The 20,382-nt window shown below is 70.2% G+C and carries 21 protein-coding genes; 19 read left to right on the forward strand and 2 right to left on the reverse strand.

All coding sequences use genetic code 11. From position 1 onward, the window contains the following. Nucleotides 1-14: 14 nt before the first annotated feature. The 19 genes from thrC to Manayef4_RS08805 all read left to right on the forward strand — a co-directional run bounded on the left by thrC (nucleotide 15) and on the right by Manayef4_RS08805 (nucleotide 19,875). Nucleotides 15-1,106: a threonine synthase gene (thrC, locus tag Manayef4_RS08715; RefSeq protein WP_254665545.1), complete on the forward strand. Its 1,092-nt coding sequence runs from the start codon at nucleotides 15-17 to the stop codon at nucleotides 1,104-1,106. Then, complete coding sequence (locus Manayef4_RS08720; RefSeq protein WP_070131253.1) at nucleotides 1,103-2,254, forward strand: homoserine kinase; 1,152 nt, start codon at nucleotides 1,103-1,105, stop codon at nucleotides 2,252-2,254. Before thrC ends, Manayef4_RS08720 begins: the two co-directional genes overlap by 4 nt. A gap of 434 nt (nucleotides 2,255-2,688) precedes the next feature. Further along, nucleotides 2,689-5,013, forward strand: a complete 2,325-nt coding sequence (gene rho / locus Manayef4_RS08725) for a transcription termination factor Rho (RefSeq protein WP_070131254.1) — start codon at nucleotides 2,689-2,691, stop codon at nucleotides 5,011-5,013. A 432-nt stretch (nucleotides 5,014-5,445) separates the two neighbouring features. After that, the gene (gene rpmE, locus Manayef4_RS08730) at nucleotides 5,446-5,682 is read left to right on the forward strand and encodes a 50S ribosomal protein L31 (RefSeq protein WP_011438097.1); all 237 of its coding nucleotides are present in this window, start codon (nucleotides 5,446-5,448) and stop codon (nucleotides 5,680-5,682) included. Between the two features lie 128 nt (nucleotides 5,683-5,810). After that, nucleotides 5,811-6,884 carry a peptide chain release factor 1 gene (gene prfA / locus Manayef4_RS08735; RefSeq protein WP_070131255.1) on the forward strand — a complete coding sequence of 358 codons (1,074 nt, stop codon included), beginning with the start codon at nucleotides 5,811-5,813 and terminating at the stop codon, nucleotides 6,882-6,884. Next, the gene (prmC, locus tag Manayef4_RS08740; protein WP_083282360.1) at nucleotides 6,881-7,897 is read left to right on the forward strand and encodes a peptide chain release factor N(5)-glutamine methyltransferase; all 1,017 of its coding nucleotides are present in this window, start codon (nucleotides 6,881-6,883) and stop codon (nucleotides 7,895-7,897) included. Before prfA ends, prmC begins: the two co-directional genes overlap by 4 nt. A gap of 34 nt (nucleotides 7,898-7,931) precedes the next feature. Continuing rightward, nucleotides 7,932-8,582, forward strand: coding sequence for an L-threonylcarbamoyladenylate synthase (locus Manayef4_RS08745; RefSeq protein ID WP_070131256.1), 651 nt, complete (start codon nucleotides 7,932-7,934; stop codon nucleotides 8,580-8,582). 352 nt (nucleotides 8,583-8,934) lie between these two features. After that, entirely contained in the window at nucleotides 8,935-10,191 is a 1,257-nt protein-coding gene (gene glyA, locus Manayef4_RS08750) for a serine hydroxymethyltransferase (RefSeq protein ID WP_070131257.1), read from the forward strand. 107 nt (nucleotides 10,192-10,298) lie between these two features. Then, nucleotides 10,299-11,408 carry an MraY family glycosyltransferase gene (locus Manayef4_RS08755; RefSeq protein ID WP_070131258.1) on the forward strand — a complete coding sequence of 370 codons (1,110 nt, stop codon included), beginning with the start codon at nucleotides 10,299-10,301 and terminating at the stop codon, nucleotides 11,406-11,408. Further along, on the forward strand, nucleotides 11,405-11,839 hold the full coding sequence (locus Manayef4_RS08760; RefSeq protein WP_070131259.1) for a hypothetical protein: 435 nt from the start codon (nucleotides 11,405-11,407) through the stop codon (nucleotides 11,837-11,839). Before Manayef4_RS08755 ends, Manayef4_RS08760 begins: the two co-directional genes overlap by 4 nt. Further along, the gene (locus Manayef4_RS25880) at nucleotides 11,809-12,033 is read left to right on the forward strand and encodes a hypothetical protein (RefSeq protein ID WP_011438090.1); all 225 of its coding nucleotides are present in this window, start codon (nucleotides 11,809-11,811) and stop codon (nucleotides 12,031-12,033) included. The genes Manayef4_RS08760 and Manayef4_RS25880 overlap by 31 nt, the downstream gene beginning before the upstream one ends. A 665-nt stretch (nucleotides 12,034-12,698) precedes the next feature. Next, nucleotides 12,699-13,568: a F0F1 ATP synthase subunit A gene (atpB, locus tag Manayef4_RS08770; protein WP_070131260.1), complete on the forward strand. Its 870-nt coding sequence runs from the start codon at nucleotides 12,699-12,701 to the stop codon at nucleotides 13,566-13,568. A gap of 65 nt (nucleotides 13,569-13,633) precedes the next feature. Beyond that, nucleotides 13,634-13,870, forward strand: coding sequence for a F0F1 ATP synthase subunit C (locus Manayef4_RS08775; RefSeq protein ID WP_070131261.1), 237 nt, complete (start codon nucleotides 13,634-13,636; stop codon nucleotides 13,868-13,870). 15 nt (nucleotides 13,871-13,885) lie between these two features. Next, nucleotides 13,886-14,476, forward strand: coding sequence for a F0F1 ATP synthase subunit B (locus Manayef4_RS08780; protein WP_011438087.1), 591 nt, complete (start codon nucleotides 13,886-13,888; stop codon nucleotides 14,474-14,476). Nucleotides 14,477-14,478: 2 nt separating this feature from the next. Beyond that, on the forward strand, nucleotides 14,479-15,309 hold the full coding sequence (locus tag Manayef4_RS08785; protein WP_070131262.1) for a F0F1 ATP synthase subunit delta: 831 nt from the start codon (nucleotides 14,479-14,481) through the stop codon (nucleotides 15,307-15,309). Between the two features lie 116 nt (nucleotides 15,310-15,425). Beyond that, complete coding sequence (gene atpA / locus Manayef4_RS08790) at nucleotides 15,426-17,084, forward strand: F0F1 ATP synthase subunit alpha (RefSeq protein ID WP_070131263.1); 1,659 nt, start codon at nucleotides 15,426-15,428, stop codon at nucleotides 17,082-17,084. Nucleotides 17,085-17,087: 3 nt separating this feature from the next. Then, a complete protein-coding gene (locus Manayef4_RS08795) occupies nucleotides 17,088-17,984 on the forward strand; it encodes a F0F1 ATP synthase subunit gamma (RefSeq protein ID WP_070131264.1) in 897 nt (298 codons plus the stop codon). A 194-nt stretch (nucleotides 17,985-18,178) separates the two neighbouring features. Next, complete coding sequence (gene atpD, locus Manayef4_RS08800; protein ID WP_070131265.1) at nucleotides 18,179-19,618, forward strand: F0F1 ATP synthase subunit beta; 1,440 nt, start codon at nucleotides 18,179-18,181, stop codon at nucleotides 19,616-19,618. Further along, on the forward strand, nucleotides 19,618-19,875 hold the full coding sequence (locus tag Manayef4_RS08805; protein ID WP_011438082.1) for a F0F1 ATP synthase subunit epsilon: 258 nt from the start codon (nucleotides 19,618-19,620) through the stop codon (nucleotides 19,873-19,875). The genes atpD and Manayef4_RS08805 overlap by 1 nt, the downstream gene beginning before the upstream one ends. A 77-nt stretch (nucleotides 19,876-19,952) precedes the next feature. Here the strand turns inward: Manayef4_RS08805 and Manayef4_RS08810 are convergent, their stop codons facing one another. Both Manayef4_RS08810 and Manayef4_RS08815 read right to left on the reverse strand, forming a co-directional pair. Next, on the reverse strand, nucleotides 19,953-20,129 hold the full coding sequence (locus Manayef4_RS08810; RefSeq protein WP_235463143.1) for a type II toxin-antitoxin system PemK/MazF family toxin: 177 nt from the start codon (nucleotides 20,127-20,129) through the stop codon (nucleotides 19,953-19,955). Further along, the gene (locus Manayef4_RS08815; protein WP_235187116.1) at nucleotides 20,054-20,338 is read right to left on the reverse strand and encodes a hypothetical protein; all 285 of its coding nucleotides are present in this window, start codon (nucleotides 20,336-20,338) and stop codon (nucleotides 20,054-20,056) included. Before Manayef4_RS08815 ends, Manayef4_RS08810 begins: the two co-directional genes overlap by 76 nt. Between the last annotated feature and the right edge of the window lie 44 nt (nucleotides 20,339-20,382).

Raw genomic sequence — 20,382 nt, forward strand, 5'->3', positions numbered from 1 at the left:
CGGACGAGCCGGCCGTGCCGGTGCTGTCCGCGGCGCCCGATCGGCCGCACCGGCCGTGGCAGGGAATCATCGAGGAGTACCGGGACCGTCTGCCGATCGCACACGACACGCCCGTCATCACGTTGCGTGAGGGTGGGACGCCCCTGCTGCCCGCGGCACACCTCTCCGACCTCACCGAATGTGAGGTTCATCTCAAAATCGAAGGGGCGAATCCGACTGGCTCCTTCAAGGACCGCGGGATGACGGTGGCCATCAGCCGGGCTGTCGGCGCCGGTTCCCAGGCTGTCATCTGCGCGTCCACCGGCAACACCTCGGCGTCGGCCGCCGCCTACGCGGCCCGCGCCGGCATCACCTGCGCGGTGCTGGTGCCCAGCGGAAAAATTGCCCTGGGCAAGCTCGCCCAGGCGCTTGTCCACGGGGCCCGGCTGCTGCAGCTCGACGGCTCCTTCGACGACTGCCTGCGGGTGGCGCGCGAACTCGCCGACACCTCGCCGGTGACCCTGGTCAACTCGGTGAACCCCTTCCGTCTCGAGGGGCAGAAGACGGCGTCCTTCGAGATCGTGGAGGCGCTCGGCCGGGCCCCGGACGTCCACTGCCTGCCGGTCGGCAACGCCGGCAACATCACCGCTTACTGGCGGGGCTACCTCGAGGAGAACAACCGGATCGCCAGCGGCCGCCCGCGGATGTGCGGTTTCCAGGCAGCGGGTGCCGCGCCCATCGTGCGGGGCGAGGTGGTGACCTCGCCGCAGACGATCGCCACGGCGATCCGCATCGGCAACCCGGCGTCGTGGGATCTCGCTGTCGAGGCGAGAGAGGCCTCCGGTGGTCTGATCGACGCCGTGAACGACCGGGAGATCCTCGCCGCCTACCGCCTGCTGGCCCGCAGGGAGGGCGTCTTCGTGGAGCCTTCCAGCGCCGCCAGCGTCGCGGGCCTGCTGAAGGCACGGGCGGCCGGCCGGATTGAACCCGGCGAGCAGGTCGTGTGCACCGTCACGGGCAACGGGCTCAAGGACCCCGACTGGGCGATCAGCGGCGCGGCCCGGCCGGAAACGATCCGCCCGACCGTCGCGGGCRCCGCCGAGGCGCTGGGGCTGCAGCGCTCGTGACCACTCGGTCCTCCCCGCGCCCAGGCGGGACGGCGGCCTTCGCCGAGCGGGTCGGCCGGTCCGGGCCGGTCACCGCCGCCGACGGCGTGTCGCGGCGGGTCCGGGTCCGGGTGCCGGCGACCAGCGCGAATCTCGGCCCCGGCTTTGACACGTTCGGCCTGGCATTGGGCCTGTACGACGAGGTCGATGTCGAGACGACCCGATCCGGTCTCACCGTTGACGTCGTCGGCACGGACGTCGTCGCCCGGGACGAGACGCACCTCGTGGTCCGGGCGATCCGGGCGACCTTCGACACCCTCGGCCGGGCGCAGCCCGGTCTCGCGTTGCACTGCGTCAACCGGATCCCGCACGGCCGCGGGCTGGGATCATCGGCCGCGGCGATCGTCGCCGGGGTCGTCGCCGCCGCCGCGCTCGCGCAGCCGGACCTCGGGCCCGCCTTCGAGACCGATGCCGCCTTTGACGCCGATGCCGCCTTTGACGCCGGCGCGGACTCCGTGTCCGCGCCCGATGACGCACCCGAGCCGGACCCGGTGTCCAGAGCGGCGTCCGGAGCCGGCTTCTTCGGGCCCGCGGGCATGCTGCGGCTCGCCAGCGCCATCGAGGGGCACCCGGACAACGTCGCCGCGGCGCTGAGCGGGGGCTTCACCGTTGCGTGGCAGGACGGCGACGGTGCCCGGTCCCTGCGCGTCGATCCCTTCGCCGAGCTGAGACCCGTGATCTTCATCCCCGCGATACGGCAGTCGACCGAGCAGTCGCGCGGGGCGCTGCCGAGCGGCGTTCCGTTCGCCGACGCCGCCCGCAACCTCGGTCGGGCCGCGCTGCTGGCGTTGACGATGTCGGCCGCCGAGCCGGCCGCCGGGCAGCCGTCCCGACGTGCCGAGGCACTCCTGCGTGCCACCGAGGATCTGGTGCATCAGCCCTACCGGTTCCCCGGCGTCCCGGCGTCGGCGGACCTCGTCGGTCGGCTGCGCGGCGGGGGGATCGCGGCGGCCCTGTCCGGTTCGGGGCCATMCGTCATCGCCCTCGCCGTCGGTGGTGAACAGGCCGCGGCGGCGGTGGACGTGGCGGGTGCCGGGTTCTCCGTCGCCCCGCTGCCGGTGGACAGACACGGTGCACGCGTCATCCGATGTCGATCCGCAGCGCCATGACCCCGTTGCCCGCGGTGGGATCCGCTGCGACGGCTGGCGCTGTGAGCTCCCGATGCGCGGTTGTGTGTCACATCGGGAAGTCCTGACGTCTCAAGGTTGTTGCCGAGGCGTCTGCCGCTGGATAGTCTGGTGACTGCACCCGCTGCCACCGCGGCGCGTGCTCGCTCCCGCCATGCCGCTCTGGTCTCGCCAGGTGGAACATGGTTCGGGACTCCGRTGTATAAGCTTCGTCGTCGTTGCCTCGGCTCCACACCGGCACTCCCAGGCGGGATCGGCGAGTTCGCTCGCGGCAGTCGGCCGCTGGCGCCGTACACGGGCGCGATGCTCGCCCATTCGGTGCTGTATACCCCTTCATCCGGCATGTGTGCAGGCGAAGAAGGTCCACAAGCAACGCCCGGCTCACCAGGAGCCAGTTCCTTCAGGGAAGGAAAACCTTGAGCGACACCACCAACGTGCTGCCGCAGAGCGCACGTGAGTCTGCGCCGCCCGTGACGCCTGCGCCGCCCGTGACGCCTGCATCGCCCCGGGAGAGTGACCCGGCGGCGAGCACCTCGTCCKCAGACGCCATCTCGGCTGAGTCCACCGGGAACGGTGACTCGCGCGCAGGCCGTATCACCCGGACCGCTCTCGCCGCACCTTCTCCGGCCGGAGAAGGTGCGGCCGTGACCCGACGCCRCCGGCAGGGCACCGGTCTGTCCGCGATGCTGCTCCCCGAGCTGCAGGCCATGGCCTCGTCCCTGGGGATCCAGGGCGTGGGCCGGCTGCGCAAGGGCCAGCTCATCGCCGCGATCCAGAACGTGCAGAACAACGAGTCCGCGGCCGTGACGCCCGTCGCGGCGGCCCCAGCGACTTCTTCGGCCTCCGCAGCCTCCACGGCCTCCACGGCCCTTGCACCGCCGCCCCCGGCGGAGTCGGGGCCGRCCTCGCCCGCCGGACCGGTTCCGGCCGCGAGCGAGACATCCCCCGCGCCGCGGGTGTCCCGGCAGGCTGCCGGCTCGGACGGCACCGCTACCCGCACCCGTTCCCGCCGTGGAGCCTCTCGGGCGGCGGCGAGCCCCGCCGCCGAGCAGCCGACCCTGCCCGAAACGGCGGCTGGGGACACGGTCGTGGAGACCCGGGCCGGATCGGTTGTGGACGCCCGGGCCGGATCGGCCGCCTCCGCCGTGGCTTCGGCCCAGCCGACCGTGTCCGCCCAGCCGACCGGGGCGCCCGCGTCGGCTCCGCCGGCCGCCGCGTCCCACCGCCAGACCGATGCCGGTCCCCGGAGTCGGGAGGACCGCCGGGATCGTTCCGCCGACAACGGCCGGGTGAGCGCGAGTGACCGTCAGGGCGGTGAGGCCGGCGGCGAGCGTGCCACGGCGGACCGCCAGGGCGCGGACCGTCGCTCCGGTACGGACCGTCAGTCCGCTGATCGTCCCAGCCGCGTGGATCGCACCCAGCAGGGTGACCGGTCCGGGGCAGAGCGTTCCGGCGGCGACCGGCCCGGGCAGGGAGGGCAAGGGGGGCAAGGCGAGGACGACTTCGCCGCCCGTGGCCGGCGGGGCCGCTTCCGGGAACGCGGTCGTAACCGCGGTCGCGGCGGGCAGGCCGGCCCGAGCGAGAACGAGCCGGTCCTGCGCGAGGACGACGTCCTGGTCCCCGTCGCCGGCATTCTCGACGTTCTGGATAACTACGCCTTCGTGCGGACCAGCGGGTACCTGACCGGCCCGACCGACGTCTATGTCAGCCTCGCCCAGGTGCGTCGCAACGGGCTGCGCCGCGGTGACRCCATCACCGGTGTCGTCCGCGCCCCGCAAGAGGGCGAGCAGCGCCGGGACAAGTACAACGCGCTGGTCCGGCTCGACACCATCAACGGGATGGAGCCCGAGGAGGCACGCGGCCGGCCGGAGTTCACCAAGCTGACTCCGCTCTACCCCCAGGAGCGGCTGCGGCTGGAGACCGAGCCCCACATGCTGACCACGCGGGTCATCGACCTCGTGATGCCGATCGGCAAGGGGCAGCGGGCCCTGATCGTCAGCCCGCCCAAGGCGGGTAAGACGATGGTGCTGCAGTCCATCGCGAACGCGATCACGACGAATAACCCGGAAGTCCACCTCATGGTCGTGCTCATCGATGAGCGGCCGGAGGAGGTCACCGATATGCAGCGGTCGGTCAAGGGCGAGGTCATCGCGTCCACCTTCGACCGTCCACCGGCCGACCACACCAATGTCGCCGAGCTGTCCATCGAGCGGGCCAAGCGTCTGGTCGAGTTGGGCCACGACGTCGTCGTGCTGCTCGACTCGATCACCCGGTTGGGCCGTGCCTACAACCTGGCGGCCCCGGCCTCCGGTCGTATCCTGTCCGGCGGTGTCGACTCGACGGCGCTCTACCCGCCGAAGCGGYTCCTCGGCGCGGCCCGCAACATCGAGAACGGCGGGTCTCTGACGATCATTGCGACGGCGCTGGTGGAGACCGGTTCGACGATGGACACCGTGATCTTTGAGGAGTTCAAGGGAACCGGYAACGCCGAGCTCAAGCTCGATCGCAAGATTGCCGACAAGCGGATCTTCCCCGCGGTGGATGTCGACGCCTCCGGTACCCGCAAGGAGGAGATCCTGCTTGCCCCGGACGAGCTCGTGATCATGCACAAGCTGCGTCGCGTGCYCCATACCAGGGAGACCCAGCAGGCCCTCGAGCTCCTGCTCGATCGGCTCAAGCAGACCAGGACGAATTACGAGTTCCTGATGCAGATCGCCAAGACCGCACCGCCTCAGGATTAGCCTTCCCCCACACGGCGGCTTCGCCGCAGTGTGGGGACCCCTGGCCCAGGGCGCCGTTCGGGGTTTCCGCGCGATCGCCTTCGGCGATCTTGCTGGGGGGTCGTCGGGGGGCTTCGCCGCAGTGTGGGGACCCCTGGCCCAGGGCGCCGTTCGGGGTTTCCGCGCGATCGCCTTCGGCGATCTTGCTGGGGGGTCGTCGGGGGGCTTCGCCGCAGTGTGGGGRCCCCTGGCCCAGGGCGCCGTTCGGGGTTTCCGCGCGATCGCCTTCGGCGATCTTGCTGGGGGGTCGTCGGGGGCTTCGCCGCAGTGTGGGGACCCTTGCATCGGCTGGCGGTCGGTGCATCCGGCCTCTGGCAGACTGGCAGCAGACCGGCTCCGGTTCACGTCGTCCACGCGAGACGACGACCCGGCGGCCACTTTGAAAGAGGGATCATGAAGCCTGACGTCCACCCGACCTACCACGAGACGACGGTCACCTGTACCTGCGGGAACACCTTCACCACCCGCAGCACCAAGGAGAACGGCGTCGTCAACGCCGAGGTCTGCTCGCAGTGCCACCCGTTCTACACCGGCAAGCAGAAGATCCTCGATGTCGGCGGCCGGGTCGAGAAGTTCGAGCGCCGGTTCGGCCGGCGGCGCCCCGGCGAGAAGGTCGGCGGCGCGAAGTAGCTCGGCCGCGGCGCCCGTCCGGACTCCGGACGGGCGCCGTTCGCGTCTGGGACGGACGATACCCGTCCCACCGACCCCCTCCCGGAACCGTGACGCGTTCCAGGACCATGACGTGCGAAGGAACCACGATGACGTCCCCGCTCGACGGCCTGATCGCCGAGCACGCCGAGATCGAGGGGCAGCTCGCCGACCCGGCGGTGCACAACGACCCCGCGAAGGCGCGCGCCCTGAGCCGTCGCTACGCGCAGCTCGCCCCGGTCGTGGATCTTGCGCGCGAGCTCGACCGGGTGGAGGGAGACCTCGCTGCCGCCCGCGAGCTCGCGCTGCTGGACCCGTCGTTCCGGGACGAGGTCCAGGATCTCGGCGAGGAGCTGGCCCGGCTCAACGACCGACTKCGGGCCTACCTCGTCCCGATCGACCCCGACGACGCCCGGGACGCCATCCTCGAGGTCAAGGCCGGCGCCGGTGGCGAAGAATCGGCGCTGTTCGCCGGAGACCTGCTCCGGATGTATCTGCGCTATGCCGAACGGCGCGGCTGGAAGACCGAGATCCTCGACGCCAACCCCTCCGACCTCGGCGGTTACCGTGATGTCAGCGTGGCGGTGAAGGCCCGGGGACCCGCGGGCCCCGGGGACGGTGTCTATGGCCGGCTGYGCTTCGAGGGCGGGGTGCACCGCGTCCAGCGGGTGCCCGTCACCGAGTCCGCCGGACGTATCCACACCTCGGCGGCCGGGGTCCTGGTGCTTCCGGAGGCCGAGGAGGTTGATGTCGAGATCGACCCGAACGACCTGCGCATCGACGTGTTCCGCTCGTCCGGCCCCGGTGGGCAGAGTGTCAACACCACGGACTCCGCGGTCCGGATCACCCATATCCCGACCGGTGTGGTGGTCTCCTGTCAGAACGAGAAGAGCCAGCTACAGAACAAGGAGTCCGCGCTGCGGATCCTGCGGGCCCGTCTGCTCGGGGCGGCCCGGGAGAAGGCCGAGTCGGAGGCGTCGCTGGCGCGTGCCAGCCAGGTCCGCACGGTGGACCGGTCGGAGCGGGTCCGGACCTACAACTTCGCCGAGAACCGGATCAGCGACCATCGGGTCGGCTACAAGGCACACAACCTCGACCAGGTGCTCGACGGGGAGCTCGACGAGGTCCTCGACGCGCTGGCCGCCGCGGACCTCGACGCKCGGCTGGCGGCTCAGGCGTCATGACCGGCCCGCCGGCCGCGCAGKGGCGCTCACGGGGCACGGAGCAGGAGCAGCCGGGCCGGGGTGCGTCCCCGCATCCGGGCTCCACGGATCCCCTGAGCCCGGTGCGCCACGCGGCCGACCTGACACCGCTGGGCGCGTGGTTGGCGGCGGCGACCGACCGGTTGCGTGCGGCCGGGGTGGCGAGCCCCCGCGCCGACGCCGAGCAGCTCGCCGCCTTCGTGCTCGCGGTGCCCCGCGGCCGGCTGGCACTGCTCGACGACGTCACGGCGGCGGCGGCGCGGCGGCTGGACGAGCTTGTGGCCAGGCGCGCGCAGCGGGTGCCGCTGCAGCACCTGACCGGTGTCGCCGGCTTCCGCCACCTCGATCTCACCGTCGGCCCCGGGGTCTTCATCCCGAGGCCCGAGACGGAGTCCGTCGTCGAATGGGCGCTTACAGAGCTCACCGGCTCCGCCGGGGCCCGGCGGCCGGGACCGTTGTGCGTCGATCTGTGCGCGGGCTCGGGGGCGATCGCGCTGTCCCTGGCGGCGGAGCTGCCCGGCGCGACGGTGCACGCCGTGGAGGTCGACCCGGCGGCGGTGGTCTGGCTGCGACGCAACATCGCCGGCACCGGTCTTCCCGTGACGGCGCACGCAGCCGACATCGCCGCGGCGCTGCCCGAGTCGCTCACCCGACTCGCCGGGACGGTCGACCTGATCATCAGCAATCCGCCGTACCTCCCCGACGCCGACCGCCACACGGTGGAGCCCGAGGTGGGCGAGCATGATCCGGCCCGCGCCCTGTGGGGGGGGCCCGACGGGCTCGACGTGGTGCGTACGGTTGTCGGGGTGGCTGCGCGGCTCCTGCGGCCAGGCGGTCTCCTCGTCATCGAACACGCCGACGGCCACGGGGTGTCGGCGCCCGAGCTGCTTCGCGCCGACGGTCGCTGGTCGCACGTGGCGGATTATCGGGACCTGGCCGGCCGGGACCGGTTCGTCGCCGGCCGGCGCGGGGCGTCCCGTGAGCCCCGATCCTGAGGACGAACCCTGATCCTTGAGAAGAGGACGGGCAATGGAACGTTTCGACTGCTCTGACGAACGGGAGCGGGCCCGCGGTCTCGACGCGGCGGTCAGCACCGTCGCCCGGGGCGGGCTGGTTGTGCTCCCCACCGACACGCTCTACGGGCTGGGCGCCGACGCCTTCGATCGGGACGCGGTGGCCTCGCTGCTGGCGGCAAAGGGGCGTGGCCGGAACATGCCGGTTCCGGTCCTGGTCGGCTCCTGGCGCACCCTCGACRGGCTGATCGAGCGGATGACCCCCCAGGTCCGGGAGTTGATCACCGCATTCTGGCCGGGCGGGCTGACGCTGGTGGCCCGGCACACCCCGTCGCTGCGCTGGGATCTCGGGGAGAGCCGGGGCACGGTGGCGGTGCGCATGCCCCTGCACCCGGTGGCGATCGAGCTGCTGGGTCRGACCGGGCCGATGGCCGTCTCCAGCGCGAACATCAGTGGCCAGCCTCCGGCGACGACGATCGACGAGGCGCTGCACCAGCTCGGCGGTGCCGCGGATGTCTATCTCGACGGGGGACCGTGCCCGGCCGCCGTCCCCTCGACCATCGTCGACTGCACCGGGGAGGTGCCCGTTGTACTGCGCAGCGGCGCGATTGGCCTCACCGCGCTGCGTGCGGTGCTGCCGCTGATCCGGGAGCCCGTGAACCGATGAGCCCGTGAACCGATGAGCCCGTAGCTCGCAGGCGGCCCCGCGTGCCGGAGCCGGTCCGGACGGTCCGGGCCGGGATACGGTCCGGGCCGGGGCGGGGTGGGCATGACGCCGCTGATCGTCCCGGCGGGAGAGTCCCGTACGATCCTGAACCGGGTCGCGGGGCGATGGTCACAGCGGGTGGCTTCGGGTAGATCCGGGTGGATGGTGTTCCCGGGCCAGAGGAGCATGGGGTGACCGGGTCGCCCGCGCGGCGGCACCGGTCATCGGCTGCCGGTTGTGGCGCGGTTGCCGGTTGTGGCGCGGTCGCCGTTCCAGCGCGGTCGCCGTTCTAACGCAGGAGGTTAGAAACGTCATGAGCACCCCGTTCTGGGGCCCGGACTTCGACCAGCTGAGCGCGACGGATCCGCAGATCGCGGAGGTGGTCCTCGATGAGCTGGACCGGCTGCGCGGCGGCCTGCAACTCATCGCGAGCGAGAACTTCACGTCCCCGGCGGTGCTGGCGGCGCTGGGCTCGACGTTGTCGAACAAGTATGCCGAAGGGTATCCGGGTCGGCGTTACTACGGCGGTTGCCAGGTGGTCGACCGGGCCGAGGAGATCGGCATCGCCCGGGCGAAGCAGCTCTTCGGCGCGGAGCACGCCAACCTGCAACCGCATTCGGGCTCGTCGGCGAACTTCGCCGTGTACGCGGCGCTACTCACGCCAGGTGACACGGTCCTGGCGATGTCGTTGCCGCATGGCGGTCACCTCACCCACGGCAGCAAGGTGAGCTTCTCCGGTAAGTGGTTCAACGTGGTGGCCTACGGCGTGCGGGAGGACACCGAGYTGATCGACTACGACCAGGTGCGGGAGCTCGCCCGCCAGCACCGGCCCAAGATGATCATCTGTGGGGCGACGGCCTACCCACGTCTGATCGACTTCGCCGCGTTCCRCTCGATCGCCGACGAGGTCGGTTCGTGGCTGATGGTGGACGCGGCGCACTTCATCGGTCTGGTCGCCGGGGGCGCGATCCCGAGCCCCGTTCCCTACGCCGACGTTGTCAGCTTCACCACCCACAAGGTGTTGCGCGGCCCGCGAGGGGGCATGATCCTCGCGCGTGAGGAGCTGGCTTCCCGCATCGACAAGGCCGTGTTCCCGTTCAGCCAGGGTGGCCCGCTGATGCACGCGGTCGCGGCGAAGGCCGTCGCGTTGCGGGAGGCGGCCTCGCCCGCTTACGCGCAGTACGCTCGCCAGGTGGTGGCCAACGCGCAGCGGCTCGCCGACGAGCTTGCCGCCGAGGGCATCCGGCCCGTCGCCGGTGGCACCGACACCCATCTCGCCCTGCTCGACCTGCGGGAACTCGGGGTCAGCGGCAAGGAAGCCGAGGCGCGTTGCGACGCGGCCGGCATCACCCTGAACAAGAACGCCATTCCCTATGACCCGCAGCCGCCCGCGATCTCCTCCGGCATCCGGGTGGGAACCCCGGCGGTCACCACCCAGGGGATGGGCGAGGGGGAGATGAAGGAGATCGCGGGGCTGATCGCCCACGCGGTGCGTGAGCCGGAAGCCGCCGCCGACGTCGCTGCGGCGGTGTCCGCGCTCGTCGCCCGGCATCCGGCCTATCCGCGGTAGGGGTCGATCCGCGGTAGGGGATCAGGCGGTTCCGCACGGCCGCGGCAGTAGGCGGCAGTAGGCGGCAGTAGCCGGATCCGGGTCCGGCAGGCGGGAGATGCCCGACGGTGCGCGAGTACCTGCTCGTCTTCGTGGTCTCGGCGGCGGTGACCTTTCTCGCCACGCCGGTGGCACGCGTCTTCGCCATGCGCATCGGTGCCGTCGCCGGGGTACGTGCCCGCGACGTCCACTCCACCCCGACGCCCCGGCTGGGGGGCCTGGCCATGCTTGCCGGGCTCTACGCCGGGTTCGGGGTGGCGGACCGCCTGCCGTTCCTCTCGGTGGTCTCCCAGGACTGGYCGGAGATCCGGGCGGTGCTCGTCGCCGGCACCTTGATCTGCCTGCTCGGCGTYGCCGACGACCGATGGGAACTGGACTCCCTGACCAAACTGGCCGGGCAGGTCGCCACGGCCGGCATCATGGTGCTCCTCGGCGTCCAATGGACGTTTGCGATCAATCGGGACAGCGAGACGACGCTGAGCCTGGGACCGGAGACCGCGGTCCCGCTGTCCATCCTCGCCACGGTGGTGCTTATCAACGCGATGAACTTCATCGACGGCCTGGACGGCCTCGCGGCGGGCGTCGCGGCGATCGCCGCCGGCGCGACCTTCTACTTCGCCTATCAGATCGCAGTGATCAACGGCTTCTACCGGGCCTCCCCGGCGGCGCTCCTGGCCGCCGTGACCGCCGGGGTCTGCATCGGGTTCCTGCCGCACAATTTCAATCCGGCCCGGCTGTTCATGGGGGACTCGGGCTCGATGCTCATAGGCCTGCTGTCGGCCGCATCGATGATCTCCGTGACMGGTCAGGTGGCCTACGGGGGTTACGCTGGACCCTCACGGTCGTACCCGTCGCTGATCCCGTTGGCGATACCCCTGGCCGTGCTCGCCGTTCCGTTTCTCGATCTCGGGCTCGCGGTCGTCCGGCGGACGAGGGCGGGGCGCTCGCCGTTCGCGGCGGACAAGATGCATCTCCACCACCGCATGCTGGAAATCGGTAATTCGCACGTGAGGGCGGTTCTCTTCATGTATTTCTGGGCGGCTCTGGTCGGGTTCGGAGGTGTCGCCGCGTCGTTCTCCAACTCCCCGTTGCCGATCCTGGTCGCCACCGTCGGAGTGGGCCTCGCGGCCCTGATCGCGCTGCTGATCAGGACCCAGCGATCGGCGCGGCGCGCATGATCGTGCCGGCGGCCCGGGTGATCCGGCTGGGAGCGGCGCTGACCGGGGTGCTGGCGGTCCCGGCGGTGGGGCTCGCGGCGGTCCTGCGCGGCGGGACGGGCGCCCTGAGCGCCGCGGTCGGCCTGATGATCGTCATGGCGTTCTTCGGCATCAGCAAGGTGGCGGTCGGGGCCGTCGCGCGCCGGGCGCCGCATCTGCTCCTGCCGGCGGCCCTCGGCACCTACGCGGCGAAGGTAGCACTGCTGGGTGTCCTGCTCGTGGTGATCCAGGACACGGAGGCCCTTGACCTGCCGGCCTTCGCCTGGTCGATTTTCGCCGGGGTCTTCGGGTGGATGGGTGCCGAGCTCTGGGTCGCGACCCACACCCRGATGCCCTTCTACGACCCGGAGCGTCCCGGCGCGTGGGACGCCTCGCGCCGTCCGCCGGTCTGATGACCTCGGGGGGAAACGGTCCCGGCGAGGCGTGGAACGTCTTCGGCACGTTGATCGCCGGAATGCTCTTCTGGGGACTGGTCGGTTTTGGAGCGGATCGCCTTCTCGGCTTTCACGTGCTGTTCCTGCCGATCGGACTGACCGTCGGCCTCGCCGCCGCGATGTACCTCGTGATCTATCGACTTACCCGGTGAGAGGGCGGATAGCCAGGCTTCCGGCCAGCTCGGCGGTCTTGGCGAAATACGCTCCGTTGGTCCTGTTCGCCCAGTTCGTTCGGCCTGACCGTTCTGTCCCGCTTGTCCTGGTAGTTCCGTCCTGCTGGACCTGGCTGTACCGACCGCCCCGGCTGTTCCATTGAATCGGGCCGGTCCTCGCCGTCGATGACCTCGAAGGTCATCGACGGCGCAACCGATTCCGGTCAGAGTGGACCCAGGTCGCCGAGACGGGGAAGGGAGAGCCGAATTGTGCTCATCTGGCAGACGTTGTGACGCTACTGGGCGTAGCCGACGGCGGGAGATGGGTGCAGCTGGAAGCCGCGTGTCATCAACTCGTCGCGCTGTGTGGAATGGGTAGCAACGGAGTGAAACCCATAGACAACGCGCGGATGAACCAGCGCGAACGTCGAAGCGAGTCCGTGCTTGTGGGGTGCCGGTGTGGATAGTATCGCGGGCAACAGGACGTCGGCCTGCCGACACCCATCAGGGCCTGGGCTTGTCGAGGTGTCCTTCGGAGCGCTGTACCCGGTTGGCGACGGGTCGTTCTTCGGTGTGAGCGTGTCGTGCGAACCCGGTAGGGTGGAGGCAATCTGCCGCCGAGCACGGCAACCTTGCCGGGCCGTGAACGCGCTACCTAATCGATCATGGAGGTGTTTGTCGTGCCGGTCCTCGCCGACGAGGGCTTCGAAGGCYCCACCAAGGAGGTCTTCCAGACTCCGCACTGGTTCGATGTCGGGATCGGCTCGGTCAATCTCTACCTCAACAAGGCCACCGCGCTCACGATCTTTGCTGCACTGTTTGTCGGTGTGATCTTCTGGTTGGGATTCCGCCGAGCTAAAATCATACCTCGCGGCCTCCAGAACCTGTGYGAGTCGGCCTACGACTTCATCGATCTGCAGATCGCCCGGGGTGTCATCGGCGAGAAGGGCACGAGGTACACGCCCTACCTGCTCGTCCTGTTCAGCTTCGTGTTGATCTGCAACGTGCTCGCGGTGGTGCCCGGGGCCCAGTTCCCGGCGACCTCGCGCATCGCCGTCCCGATGGTTCTGGCGCTCGTCACGTACGTGTTGTTCAACTACGCGGGCATCAAGGCCAACGGCGCCGGTCCGTACTTCAAGGAGATGATTGACCCGGCTCCCACCGCGCCGCTGTGGATCCGCGTGCTCCTGGCGCCGATCGAGATTCTCTCGACCTTGATCGTTCGGCCCTTCACGCTGGCGGTCCGGCTCTTCGCGAACATGTTCGCCGGGCACATCCTGCTGCTGGTCTTCTCGCTGGGCGCGGACTACCTGCTGCCCAAGCCCCCCTATGTGTTCGGCGCCGCCTCACTGCTGGTGGYGATCATCCTCACGGCGTTCGAGCTTGTCATCGACGCTCTCCAGGCGTACATCATCACGATCCTCACAGCCGCCTACATCGGCGGTGCGATGGTGCACGGAGAGCACGAGGTAGCTCCGTCCGAGGAACTCGCCTCGCCTGCTCCGGCGGGCGTGCCGGTATCGGCCCGGGCCTAGATTCCCGACACACCCTTCCAGCACCGGCGAGTCCCGGTGCCCGACTGAATAGGAAAAGCACCGCAATGGCAGACATTCTCGCCGCCAAGGACGCTGTGAGCGGAAGCCTGGGCGCCGTCGCCTACGGCCTCGCCGCCATCGGTCCCGGTATCGGTATSGGTCTCATCTTCGGCCTGGGCGTCCAGGCGATCGCCCGCCAGCCCGAGGCCGAGCAGGTCGCCTTCCGGTACATGCTCATCGGCTTCGCCCTCGCCGAAGCCCTCGCGCTCATCGGCTTCGTCGTTCCCTTCGTCTTCCCGTAAACCGGCGGGGCAATCATGAGCGCGACATCCATCCTTATCGCCGCCGCCGAGAGCGGGCACTCCGACGAGAACGTTCTGATCCCGCCGCTGAGTGAACTGCTCATCGGAACGTTGTCGTTCGCCTTGCTCGTGGCCTTCTTCTTCTGGAAGATCAGGCCGCAGATCGCCAGGACCTACGCGCAGCGCACCGAGCGGATCGAGGGCGGGCTCGCCCGCGCCGAGGCGGCGCAACGCGAGGCGCAGGCCCTGCTGGAGCAGTACCGCGCCCAGCTGGCCGAGGCTCGGACCGAGGCCGCGCGCATCCGCGAGGAGGCGCACAGCGAGGGCCGGCAGATCACCGAGGAACTCCGCGCCGCGGCGCAGCGCGAGATCGCCGAGATCAAGGCCCGGGCGGACGCCCAGCTCGCGGCCGACCGGGCGCAGATCGTCGCCCAGGTCCGCCGGGAGGTCGGTGAGATCGCGGTCGATCTGGCCTCGAAGATCGTCGGATTCCAGCTGGAGAGCAGCGCCACGCAGAACCGGCTGATCGACGACTTCATCGCAGCGCTTGACAACTCGGCCGAGGGCGTCGGTACCGTGGCCGCACCGGTCAGGCCGGGAGGCTGACGGTGGAGGGAGCCAGCAGGCACGGCTTGGCGGCCGCGCGGGCGACGCTCGACGAGGCAACCGCGACGGCACCGGGCGCGCCCCGCCCGGTGGACGCCGGGCGGATCGCCGAGGACCTCCGGGCCGTCGCCGAGCTCCTCGCCCGGGAGCCGGCCGTGCGCCGCGCCCTCACCGACCCGGGGGCACCCGTGGCCGCGCGCACGGAGCTGGTCACCCGGCTGTTCGGAACTCAGCTCGCCCCGGCGAGCCTGCGGATCGTGCACACGGCGGTCGGGGCGCGCTGGTCGCGGCCGTTCGATCTGCAGTACGCGCTGCTCGAACTGAGCGTCGAGGCGCTGCTCGTCGAGGYGGAGCGGGACGGGGCGCTGGAGGAGGTCGAGGACGAGCTGTTCCGGTTCGGCCGGATCCTCGACCAGAACGCTCCGCTCGCGCTCGCGCTGACCGACCCGGCCGCGCCGGCGGCAGTCAAGGACAGGCTGCTCACCCGGCTGCTCGCCGGCCGGGCGCACCCGGTCACCGTGCGCCTGGTCCAGCAGGCGGCGGCCGACCGGATCCACGGCGACGTCGAGCGCCGGCTGGCCGAGTTCAGCCGGATCGCCGCGGCCCGCCGGGGTCGGGTGGTGGCGATCGTCCGTACGGCGGTTCCGCTGAGTAGCGAAGTCGTCGCCCGTCTGGGTGCGGCGATCAGCCGGTACTTTGGCCGCCAGATCCAGCTGCAGGTCGATCTCGACCCCGACATCCTGGGTGGTGTCGTGGTCCAGGTCGGCGGCGAGGTGGTGGACGGCAGCGTGCTGCGCCGGTTCGTCGCCGCCCGCCGGGCCCTGCTCCGATAGGCGGCGACCGTGACCACGATGATCGTGACGGTCCCCGTCGCCGCGACCACCGCGGACCCGCATCCCGACCCGGGGCGACCTGCCCTGCCCGCAATGAAGGACGAAGGACGTAAGCGATGACTGAGCTCTCCATCCGGCCGGAGGAGATCCGCGACGCCCTGCGGGAGTACGTCGACTCTTTCCAGGCCACCTCAGCCGGCCGTGAGGAGGTCGGCCGGGTCGTCGTCACCGGTGACGGCATCGCCCGGGTCGAGGGTCTCCCGCACACGATGACCAACGAGCTGCTGGAGTTCCACGGCGGTGTGCTGGGTCTCGCGCTGAACCTCGAGGTCGGCGAGATCGGAACCGTCATCCTGGGTGAATCCGAGAACATCGAGGAGGGGCAGGAGGTCCGCCGCACCGGCCAGATCCTCTCCGCTCCCGTCGGTGACGGCTTCCTCGGCCGGGTCGTCGACCCGCTCGGGCGGCCGATCGACGGCCTCGGGGAGATCGTGGCCGAGGGATCCCGGGAGCTGGAGCTGCAGGCGCCGACGGTCGTCCAGCGCCAGCCGGTGAAGGAACCCCTGCAGACCGGTATCAAGGCGATCGACGCGATGAMGGCCATCGGCCGTGGTCAGCGCCAGCTGATCATCGGCGACCGGCAGACCGGCAAGACGACGGTGGCCATCGACGCGATCATCAACCAGCGGGACAACTGGACCTCTGGTGATCCGTCGAAGCAGGTCAAGTGCGTCTACGTGGCGATCGGCCAGAAGAAGTCGACAATCCGCGAGGTGGTGAACTCTCTGGAGGAGGCCGGCGCGCTGGCCTACACCACGATCGTGGYGGCGCCGGCTGACGAGCCGGCGGGCTTCAAGTACATCGCGCCCTACACCGGCTCGGCGATCGCCCAGCACTGGATGTACAACGGCCAGCACGCGCTGATCGTCTTTGACGACCTGACCAAGCAGGCCGAGGCCTACCGCGCGATCTCGCTGCTGCTGCGCCGTCCGCCGGGCCGCGAGGCCTACCCGGGTGACGTCTTCTACCTGCACTCCCGCCTRCTGGAGCGCTGCGCCAAGCTCTCCGACGAGCTCGGCGGCGRCTCGCTGACCGGACTGCCGATCATCGAGACGAAGGCCAACGACATCTCGGCCTACATCCCGACGAACGTCATCTCGATCACCGACGGGCAGGTCTTCCTGGAGTCCGACCTGTTCAACCAGGGTGTCCGCCCGGCCATCAACGTCGGCACCTCGGTGTCCCGGGTCGGCGGTAGCGCGCAGGTTAAGGCGATGAAGTCGGTCGCCGGCCGCCTGCGGCTGGACCTCGCCCAGTACCGCGAGCTCGAGGCGTTCTCGGCCTTCGGTTCCGACCTGGACAAGGCCTCGCGGGACCAGCTCGCGCGCGGCRCCCGCCTGGTCGAGCTGCTCAAGCAGCCGCAGGGCCAGCCCTTCCCGGTCGAGCGCCAGGTCGTGTCGATCTGGGCCGGAACCACCGGCAAGCTCGACGATGTGCCCGTGGCGGACATCCGTCGCTTCGAGTCGGAGTTCCTGGACTTCGTCGGCCGGTCTTACCCGGGGGTGTACGACGCGATCGTGACCACCGGCAAGCTCAGCGACGACACGATCGCCATGCTGGAGTCGGCCGTCGCGGAGTTCAAGAAGCAGTTCACGCTGTCCGACGGCAAGCCGTTGGTCAACGAGCCGGTGCCGAGCCCGCTCGACCCGGGGCTGGTGCGGCAGGAGTCGATCCCGGTGCACCGGCCCGCGGCGCGCAAAGACGACGAGGGCTGATCCATGGCGGGCCAGCTTCGTGAGTACCGGCGGCGCATCCGGTCGGTGCAGTCGACGAAGAAGATCACCCGAGCGATGGAGCTGATCGCGGCTTCCCGCATCGCCAAGGCGCGGGCGCGGGTCGCCGCGGCCCGCCCCTATGCCGAGGAGATCACCCGGGTGATCGAGGCGGTCGCGGCGCAGACCACGATCGACCATCCGCTCACCACCGAGCGGCCCGGGGCGGCCCGGGCCGCGGTCGTGGTGATCACCAGCGACCGGGGGTTGGCCGGCGGGTACAGCTCGAACGCGCTGCGGCGCACCGGGGAGCTCATCGAGCTGCTGCATTCGGAGGGCAAGGAGACCGACCTGCACGTCGTGGGCCGCAAGGGAACGGGCTACTACCGCTTCCGGGGACGTGCGATGAGCGGCGAGTACACCGGTTTCTCCGAACAGCCGTCGTACGCGGACGCCAAGTCGGTCGCGGACGCGCTCATCGCGGCCTTCATCGCCACGAGCGAGAACGGCGGGGTGGACGAGATCCACGTGGTCCACACGGAGTACGTCAGCGCCATCACCCAGACGCCGGTCGCCCGCCGGTTGCTGCCGATGGTGCTCACCGAGACCGACGAACCGCCGCGTGGCGGTCCGCTGCCCCAGTATGAGTTCGAGCCCTCCGCCGAGGGGGTGCTCGACGCGTTGCTGCCGCGCTACGTGGAAAGCCGGCTCTATGCGGCGCTGCTCGAGTCGGCGGCGTCGGAGTCGGCGGCGCGACAGCGGGCCATGAAGTCGGCTACGGACAACGCCGAGGACCTCATCAAGAGATACACCCGGCAGGCCAACCGGGCCCGACAGGACGCCATTACTCAGGAGATCTMCGAGATCGTCGGTGGCGCCAACGCTCTGGCTTCGGGAACCTGATATGGGTGGGCGGCGGTTCACACTCGTGTGGCCGGACTCGTGTGACCGGAACCGATGAGGACAGCGACGACAACAGAACGTGAAGGACGACGCCGAAGGCGGAGCGCGCGCGACGCGGGCCGTTCCGYCCCAGGTGCCAGCGAACGCGAGCCCGAGGCTGCGGCGGCGGGCATTGATCGGAAACTGAGGACGCCATGACCGTCACCACCAGCTCGCCGGCCACGGCACCGGGCCGGACCCCGGGGATCGGCCGGGTCGCCCGAGTCATCGGACCGGTTGTCGACGTGGAGTTCGCTCCCGACGAACTCCCCGAGATCTACCAGGCACTGCAGGTCGACCGGACCATCGGCGATGAGACGCTGACGCTGACGCTCGAGGTCGCCCAGCACATCGGTGACAACACCGTGCGGGCCATCTCCATGCAGCAGACCGACGGTCTCGTCCGGGGCGCGCCCGTCCACGACACCGGCGCGCCGATCTCGGTCCCGGTCGGCGACGCCACCAAGGGCCACGTGTTCAACGTGCTTGGCACGCCGCTCGACGTGAAGCAGATCGAGGCCGAGACGTACTGGCCGATCCACCGGTCGGCGCCGGCGTTCGACCAGCTCGAGTCGAAGACCGAGATGTTCACCACCGGCATCAAGGTCATCGACCTGCTCGCGCCGTACGTGCGCGGCGGGAAGATCGGCCTGTTCGGCGGTGCCGGCGTCGGCAAGACCGTCATCATCCAGGAGATGATCCGCCGGGTCGCCAAGGAGTTCGGTGGCGTCTCGGTGTTCRCCGGGGTCGGCGAGCGTACCCGTGAGGGCAACGACCTGTTCCTGGAGATGACCGAGGCCGGCGTCATCGAGGACACCGCGCTGGTGTTCGGCCAGATGGACGAGCCGCCGGGTACCCGGCTGCGGGTCGCGCTCGGCGCGCTCACGATGGCCGAGTACTTCCGGGACGTCCAGAAGCAGGACGTGCTGCTGTTCATCGACAACATCTTCCGGTTCACCCAGGCCGGATCCGAGGTCTCCACGCTGCTCGGCCGGATGCCCAGCGCCGTCGGCTACCAGCCGACGCTGGCCGACGAGATGGGTGTGCTCCAGGAGCGCATCACCTCGACCCGGGGCCACTCGATCACCTCGCTGCAGGCCATCTACGTGCCCGCGGACGACCTGACCGACCCGGCGCCGGCGACGACGTTCACCCACCTCGACGCCACCACCGTGCTCGACCGGGCCATCTCCGACCTGGGTATCTACCCGGCGGTGAGCCCGCTCGACTCCAACTCCCGGATCCTGGACGCGCGCTATCTCGGGCAGGAGCACTACGACACGGCCCGTGAGGTGCAGCGGATCCTGCAGCGCTACAAGGACCTGCAGGACATCATCGCCATCCTCGGTATCGATGAGCTCTCCGAAGAGGACAAGATTCTCGTCAACCGGGCGCGGCGGATCCAGCGGTTCCTGTCGCAGCCGTTCTTCGTGGCCGAGCAGTTCACCGGCATCCCCGGCAAGTTCGTCCCGCTCGACGAGACGAYCGACTCGTTCAAGCGGCTCACCCAGGGCGACTTCGACCACCTGCCGGAGCAGGCGTTCTTCATGTGCGGTGGCATCGAGGACGCGGAGAAGAACGCGGAGAACCTGTAATGCCGATCCGGGTGGCGATTGTCTCGCCCGAGCAGGAGGTGTGGTCCGGCGACGCCGACATGGTCGTCGCCCGGACCACCGACGGTGATCTCGGCGTGCTGCCCGGCCATGTGCCGCTGCTGGGTCTGCTGGCGCCGGGCGGAACGGTCCGGGTCAAGACCGGTGGCCGGGAGATCTCGGCCTCGGTGGACGGCGGCTTCATCTCGGTGACACACCAGGGTGTCAGCATCCTCGCCGAGACCGCGAAGCTGACCTGAGTTTCCCGCGGCCAAGGGCGCGTTCTCCGCATCGGGGGACGCGTCTTTCGCGTCACGTCACAGGTCGCGACAGGGCCCTACAGGCCCATCAGAAACTGCAGGGCCTCGGTCATCCGCAGCAGATGATCGGGACCCACGACGCCGAGCCGGCGACCAAAGCGCTGCTGGGACACCGATTTCACGTCCTCGACCTTCGCGTAGCTTGTCTCGCGCAGACCGGTGCCGCCGGGCGCGAGCTCGACGTGGGAGGGCAGCCCGCAGCGCCCCCCGCCTCGGCGGAGCGCTCGGCACCGAGCTCGTCCCAGGCGAGCGAGTCGGTCGCGAGGCGGTCGTACCCCTCCTCGAAGCCGCGCCAGAACAGCTCGCGCTCGTAGGCCTCGCCGGCCTGGCCGATGATCGTCTGCATCTGCTGGCCGGTGGTCGCGGCCATGGCCGCGACCCGTTGCCGCGTCCTGTACCTCACGCGCACCGTGGTACTCATGATCGTCAGTCATCAATTCGGTTGAC

This window comes from Frankia sp. CgMI4 (genome assembly GCF_001756285.1).
Taxonomy (GTDB): domain Bacteria; phylum Actinomycetota; class Actinomycetes; order Frankiales; family Frankiaceae; genus Frankia; species Frankia casuarinae.

What these genes read in the sequence shown, in the direction of transcription:
- rpmE (WP_011438097.1), top strand. Translation starts at nt 5,446, where the DNA reads ATGAAGCCTGACGTCCACCCGACCTACCACGAGACGACGGTCACCTGT.
- Manayef4_RS08780 (WP_011438087.1), top strand. Translation starts at nt 13,886, where the DNA reads ATGAGCGCGACATCCATCCTTATCGCCGCCGCCGAGAGCGGGCACTCC.
- Manayef4_RS08805 (WP_011438082.1), top strand. Translation starts at nt 19,618, where the DNA reads ATGCCGATCCGGGTGGCGATTGTCTCGCCCGAGCAGGAGGTGTGGTCC.